We start from the raw sequence: 6,482 nt of genomic DNA, 5'->3' as shown, positions 1-6,482 counted from the left end.
CCCCCGGGGGGCGCACGTCGTAGCCGGTCGTGGCCGCGCCCAGCCGCTTGGCCGTCGCCAGTGCCTGCAACCCCGCGACCCCGGCCCCGAGCACGAGCACCGAGGCCGGCGGGACCGTGCCCGCCGCCGTGGTCAGCATGGGGAAGAACCGGGGGAGCAGGTCGGCGGCCCGCAGCACCGCCCGGTAGCCGGCGACGCCCGCCTGGGAGGAGAGCGCGTCCATCGACTGCGCCCGCGAGATCCGCGGCACCGCCTCGACGGCGAACGCCCGCACCCCGGCCTCCTCCAGTGCCGCGAGCGTGCCCGTGTCGGACCACGGCGCGAGGAACCCGATCAGCACCGTCCCCGGGCGGAGCCCGCCGACCTCGTCGGGGGTGGGGGGTGCCACCGTGAGCACGACGTCGCAGCCCCGGGCGTCCCCGATCTCCGCGCCGGCGTCGGTGTAGGCCTCGTCGGTGAACCACGCGCCCGCACCCGCCCCCGGTTCACACACCACCCGCAGGCCACGCCGGGTGAGCCGCTCGACGGCCCGCGGGACCAACGCGACCCGGCGTTCCCCGTCCCGGCTCTCGGCGACCACCCCGACCCGCGGCGGTGTTCCGGTCGCGGGCGCCGGCTGGGTCTCGGCCACGGGCGTCCTCCTCGGCGCGGTGCGGCGATGGGACTTGCTCTGCCCGTCACGGTATTCACTCCCGGTGCTCCGTGCCAGCGCACGACCTCGGCCGTGCCCGGACGGACCCGCTACGGTCGTCGGTATGCACACCACGGAAATCGAGGTGTCCACCGGCGGCCGCGCCGTGGTCCACGACCTCACCGGGGAGATCCGGCGGTTCCTGTCCGCCACCGACGCGGGTGACGGACTGCTGCACGTCTGGGTGCCGCACGCGACGGCCGGGCTGGCGATCCTGGAGACCGGCGCGGGCAGCGACGACGACCTGCTGGCCGCGCTCGACGACCTGCTGCCCCGGGACGACCGCTGGCGGCACCGGCACGGCAGCAGCGGCCACGGCCGGGATCACGTGCTGCCCGCGTTCCTCCCGCCGTACGCGAGCGTGCCCGTGCTGGGCGGGTCACCCGCCCTGGGGACGTGGCAGTCGATCTGCCTGGTCGACACCAACATCGACAACACCACCCGGACGGTGCGGCTGAGCCACCTGCCCGGGTGAGTGCACCGGTACCGGCACACCCCGTCGCGCACCGGCCGGGTGCTCACCCGGTGGGGGTGACCGTGTGCCGGTCCTCCGCGGCGACCCAGCGCAGCGATTCGAGGACGCGGACGACATCGTCCCGGGTGGGGTCGGCCCGGGTGCCCTGCCCGGCGTAGACCACCAGCACGGGCGGTCGGCCCGGGCCGTCCGCGCCCGCGACCGGGGTGACCGCCAGTGCCCCCACCAGGGCCGTCTCCGGCAGGCAGGGGCCGTCGCCCCGCACGGTCACCTCGGCCACCCGCAGGGCGGCGTCCTCCGGGTAGCCGTTCATCGACACCGTGGTGGATCGGCGCTCCCCCGGCGCCACCTCCGGCCGCGGTCCCCCGTCCGGGGTGTAGAGGTGCCGGGCCACGGCCGCGGCGAGTTCGTCGGCGGCGTGGGCGGGGTCGGGATCGTCCGCCACGGTCAGCCCGCTGCCCGCCCGGACGCGGTCCGGGTCCGGTGCGCAGTACCCCTCGTCGAGGAAGGCGCTCGTGCTCAACCGGACGTCCGGCAGGCGGGGCTCGTCGACCCATCCGTGCAGGACCGAGGCCGAGGGCGACCACGCGGGTGGGACGTCGTAGGCGTACGTGCCCCCGCCCCCCACCACGGGCTGCCACCCGTCCACCGCGGCGGGCACCGACACCTCCGGCTCCGGGGACGGGACGGGACGCGCGCGGGACGGCTCCCCGACGGGCCCGGACGCCCTGCCACCGTCGTCACCACCGGATTCGCGCACGCCCAGGACGTAGCTCGGCACCCCGATCAGCACCAGGGCGAGCACCGCGCACCCGAAGCGCGCACCCGACGACGCGGGCCGTCGGCCCCGCTCCGTGCTGCCCGACCCGGACGGACCCGCACCCCCGGTGCCGTCCGTACCCGCGTCCGGAGCGGTGAACGGTTCCGTCCGCCACTGCCGCGGGGTCGCGTCACCGGGGTCGGCGGGCTCGTAACCGCCGACCCCGGTGAGCGCGGCCCTGTCCTCGTACCCGAACGGATTATCCGGCTGTCGCCGACGGAACCACCCCATACGGGGGAGGTTACCGGCGCACCAGCTCCAGAAGGTGCGAAACGGCGTCGTCGACGGCGACCTCGTCGCGGTCGCCGGTGGCCCGGTCCTTGACCTCCACCACGCCCTTGGCGAGTCCGCGCCCGACGACCACGATCGTCGGCACCCCGACGAGCTCCGCGTCCGCGAACTTGACCCCGGGTGTGGCCCGGCGATCGTCGAGCAGCACCCGCACGCCGTGTGCGGACAGCTGCTCGGCGAGGCGCTCACCACCGGCGAACAGCTCCTCGTCCTTGCCCGCCACGACCACGTGCACGTCGGCCGGGGCGACCGAGCGCGGCCAGACCAGCCCGAGGTCGTCGTGGTGCTGCTCGGCGACGGCCGCCACCAGCCGGGAGACCCCGATGCCGTAGGAGCCCATCGTGATGCGGACCGGCTTCGAGTCGGGGCCGAGCGCGTCGACCTCGAAGGCGTCGGTGTACTTGCGGCCGAGCTGGAAGATGTGCCCGATCTCGATGCCGCGCGCGGTGACCAGCTCACCCTGCCCGTCCGGGGACGGGTCGCCCTCGCGCACCTCGGCGGCCTCGACCGTGCCGTCCGGGGTGAAGTCCCGCCCGCAGACCAGGTCGACGACGTGGTGGTCGATCTTGTCGGCGCCGGTGATCCAGGCGGTGCCGCGCACGATGCGCGGGTCGACGAGGTAGCGGACCCCGTTCGCGATCAGCGCCTGCGGGCCGACATAGCCCTTCACCAGGAAGGGGTTCGCGGTGAAGTCGGCCTCCTCCAGCAGCGCCACCTCGGCGGGTTCCAGCGCGGCCTCCAGCCGCTTCATGTCGACCTCGCGGTCGCCCGGGACGCCGACGCCGAGCAGGGTCCACTCGTCCTCGCCGGGCATCCGGGTCTTGACCAGCACGTTCTTCAACGTGTCCGCCGCGCTGACGGTGCGGCCGAGGTTCGCGTCGTTCAGGAAGTCGACGAGCGTGTCGATGGTGGGCGTGTCCGGGGTGTGGTGCACCTGCGCCGCGGGCCTGTCCTCCACCGGCTGCTCCGGCGGGGCGGGGGTGACCACCGCCTCGACGTTGGCGGCGTAGCCGGAGACGGTGCTGCGGACGTAGGTGTCCTCCCCGCTGTCGGCGAGGGCGAGGAACTCCTCCGACGCCGAGCCGCCCATCGCCCCGGAGGTCGCGGCCACCACGGCGTAGTCGATGCCGAGCCGCTCGAAGATCCGCAGGTAGGCGTCCCGGTGCAGGGCGTAGGAGCGGGCCAGGCCCTCGTCGTCGAGGTCGAACGAGTACGAGTCCTTCATGACGAACTCGCGGCCGCGCAGCAGGCCCGCACGGGGGCGTGCCTCGTCCCGGTACTTGGTCTGGATCTGGTACAGCATCACCGGGTAGTCCCGGTAGGAGCTGAACTCGCCCTTGACGGTGAGCGCGAACAGCTCCTCGTGCGTGGGGCCGAGCAGGTAGTCGGCGCCCTTGCGGTCCACGACCCGGAAGACGTTCGGGCCGTACTCGGTCCACCGGCCGGTGGCCTCGTAGGGCTCCTTCGGCAGCAGCGCCGGGAACTGGATCTCCTGGGCACCGATGCCGTCCATCTCCTCGCGGATCACCGCCTCGATGTTGCGCAGCACGCGCAGCCCGAGCGGGAGCCAGGAGTACCCGCCGGGGGCGACCCGGCGCACGTAGCCCGCCCGGACGAGGAGCCGGTGGCTGGGCACCTCGGCGTCGGCCGGATCCTCACGCAGCGTGCGCAGGAACAGCGACGACATCCTGGTGATCACGATGTTCTCCTTGGCTCGTGTTGCGGCGTGGCGGCTGCTCGTGGTGCGGCGTGGCGACGGAGGCGCCGGGCGCCACGGTGGCGCGGGTGCTCGGCGGGTACCCGCACCGGGAAAAGCGCTGTTGGACGAAGGGTAGTCAACGCCGCGCGAGCTGCCGCAACCGGTGTTTCGCCGCCGTACACCACCGCCGGACCGGCGCCGGGACGCGGGTTAGGCTCGCGGCCGTGCTCGTGCTGCTCCCCCCGTCCGAGACCAAGGCCGACGGCGGCGACGGGGCCCCGCTGGACCTGGACGCCCTGTCGCTGCCCGAACTGACCCCGCTGCGCCGCAAGCTGGCCGACGCGCTGGTGGAGCTGGCGGCCGACGTGCCGGCCAGTCTGGCCGCGCTGAAGCTGTCGCAGCGGCAGTCCGGCGAGGTCGCCCGCAACGCGGAACTGTTCTCGGCGCCCACGATGCCCGCCCTGCGCCGTTACACCGGGGTGCTCTACGACGCGCTCGACGTCGACGGCATGGACCGGGCCGACCGGGACCGGGCGGGCCGGCGCCTGGCCGTGGCCTCGGCGCTGTTCGGCGTGGTGCGCGCGGACGACCCGATCCCCGCCTACCGGCTCTCCGGGGCGACCACGCTGCCCGGCCTGGGATCGTTGCGCGGCCTGTGGCGGCCGGTGCTGGAGCCCGTCCTCGCCGAGCTCGACGAACCCGTGGTGGACCTGCGCTCCGGCCCCTACGCGGCCCTGGCGCGGATCCCGGACGCGATCACCGTGCGGGTGGTCACCGCGGGCACGGAGGACACCGGGGGACGGCGTGCCACGGTCAGCCACCACAACAAGGCGCACAAGGGCCGCCTGGCCGCCGCCCTCACCCGGGTGCGGGACGAGCCGGAGACCCCGTCCGACGTGCGGGACGCGGCCGTGGCCGCGGGACTCGCCTGCGAACAGGTCGCCGAACGCGAACTGGAGCTCGTGGTCGGGTGACCGGGCCCGTCCCGGTCACCCGACCCGTGGGCGCGTGACCACCGCCTCGGCGGCTTCACCCCCGGCGGCACCGGGCGGTCCCGGCGCGTGCGGTAGGCTGACCGGGCACCCACGGGATCGACCCGTCGCGCCGCGTGCGGTGCTTTCCCTTTTTCCGAGGGCGCGTTCCCGCGCCGGGTTCGTCCTGGGTGACGCCCACAGTGTTCGCATCGCGGTCCTCCCGCGTGTCGGTATCCGGGCCTCCTTGCGACGTGCCACGTCCGAGGCTCTTCAGGGGCTTTCGAGAGGATTCGAGTGACCACCTCCCTGTCCGACACGACGTCGTTCTCCGATTTCGACCTCCCCGCACCGCTGCAACACTGCCTGCGTCAGGCGGGCATGACCGAGGCGTTCCCCATCCAGGCCGCCACGCTGCCCGACGCCCTCGCGGGCCACGACGTGCTCGGCCGCGCGCAGACCGGCTCCGGCAAGACGCTGGCCTTCGGGCTGGCGATGCTCTCCCGGCTGCACGGCGGCAAGGCCGCACCCCGGCGTCCCCGGGCGCTGGTGCTGGTCCCGACGCGCGAGCTCGCCATGCAGGTGGCCGACAGCCTCGTCGGGCCCGCCAAGTCGCTCGGCCTGTGGTGCCGCACGGCCGTCGGGGGGATGTCGTTCTCCCGCCAGGCCGAGTCGCTGTCCCGCGGGGTCGACCTGCTCATCGCCACCCCGGGCCGGTTGTCCGACCACGTGCGGCAGGGCACCTGCTCGCTCGACGCCGTGGAGACGGTGACCCTCGACGAGGCCGACCAGATGGCGGACATGGGCTTCCTGCCGCAGGTCCGTGAACTGCTGGAGCTCACCCCGCGCGACGGGCAGCGCCTGCTGTTCTCGGCCACCCTCGACGGGGCGGTCGGGCAGCTCGTGCGGACCTACCTGACCGACCCGGTCACGCACTCCATCGGGGACACCACCACGAACGTGGACACGATGGAGCACCACCTGCTCGAGGTGGACAACCGGGACAAGCAGGACGTCATCACCGAGATCGCCGCCCGCGAGGGGCGCACGATCCTGTTCGTCCGGACCAAGCACCACGTCGACCGGCTCACCACCCGCCTGCGGGCCCACGGGGTGAGTGCGGGAGCGCTGCACGGCGGCAAGACCCAGGGCCAGCGCAATCGCGTGCTCGGCGACTTCAAGGAGGGCCGCACACCCGTGCTGGTGGCCACCGACGTGGCCGCCCGCGGCATCCACGTCGACGACGTGAGCCTGGTGCTGCACGTCGACCCGGCCGCCGACCACAAGGACTACCTGCACCGCGCGGGCCGGACGGCGCGGGCCGGGGCCTCCGGCACCGTGGTCACGGTGCTGACCCGGGACCAGCGGCGCACGGTGCGGCGGATGACCGAGAAGGCGGGCGTGCGCCCGACCTACACCGCGGTCCGCCCCGGGGCCGGGGATCTCGCCGAGATCACGGGGGCGCGCATCCCCAGCGGTGTCCCGGTCCCCGAGGCCACCCGCCCCGCACGCCCGAAGGGCGGCGGCAGGCCGCC

General features: G+C 74.5%; 6 protein-coding genes. 3 read left to right on the top strand and 3 right to left on the bottom strand.

Annotated elements, in window-relative coordinates:
- Positions 1-631, bottom strand: a 631-nt coding sequence (locus ACTIR_RS23440) for a Rossmann-fold NAD(P)-binding domain-containing protein (protein ID WP_459166184.1), incomplete at its 3' end; no start/stop codon positions are given.
- Positions 632-755: 124 nt separating this feature from the next.
- Here ACTIR_RS23440 and ACTIR_RS0114405 point away from each other — a divergent pair.
- Positions 756-1,166 carry a secondary thiamine-phosphate synthase enzyme YjbQ gene (locus ACTIR_RS0114405; RefSeq protein ID WP_026454823.1) on the top strand — a complete coding sequence of 137 codons (411 nt, stop codon included), beginning with the start codon at positions 756-758 and terminating at the stop codon, positions 1,164-1,166.
- 43 nt (positions 1,167-1,209) lie between these two features.
- Here the strand turns inward: ACTIR_RS0114405 and ACTIR_RS0114400 are convergent, their stop codons facing one another.
- Positions 1,210-2,217 (bottom strand): hypothetical protein, encoded by a 1,008-nt coding sequence (locus ACTIR_RS0114400; RefSeq protein ID WP_026454822.1) that lies wholly within the window; start codon positions 2,215-2,217, stop codon positions 1,210-1,212.
- Positions 2,218-2,227: 10 nt separating this feature from the next.
- The gene (locus tag ACTIR_RS0114395) at positions 2,228-3,976 is read right to left on the bottom strand and encodes a proline--tRNA ligase (protein WP_026454821.1); all 1,749 of its coding nucleotides are present in this window, start codon (positions 3,974-3,976) and stop codon (positions 2,228-2,230) included.
- Positions 3,977-4,200: 224 nt separating this feature from the next.
- Here ACTIR_RS0114395 and yaaA point away from each other — a divergent pair, with 224 nt between their 5' ends.
- Positions 4,201-4,950 (top strand): peroxide stress protein YaaA, encoded by a 750-nt coding sequence (gene yaaA, locus ACTIR_RS0114390; RefSeq protein ID WP_026454820.1) that lies wholly within the window; start codon positions 4,201-4,203, stop codon positions 4,948-4,950.
- Positions 4,951-5,244: 294 nt separating this feature from the next.
- A partial coding sequence (locus ACTIR_RS0114385; RefSeq protein ID WP_154663766.1) for a DEAD/DEAH box helicase occupies positions 5,245-6,482 on the top strand: 1,238 nt, incomplete at its 3' end.

Source organism: Saccharomonospora iraqiensis subsp. iraqiensis, assembly GCF_000430445.1.
GTDB lineage: Bacteria > Actinomycetota > Actinomycetes > Mycobacteriales > Pseudonocardiaceae > Saccharomonospora > Saccharomonospora iraqiensis.
The sequence above is the reverse complement of the archived record's forward strand: the minus strand, read 5'-3'. Positions and strand labels throughout refer to the sequence as shown.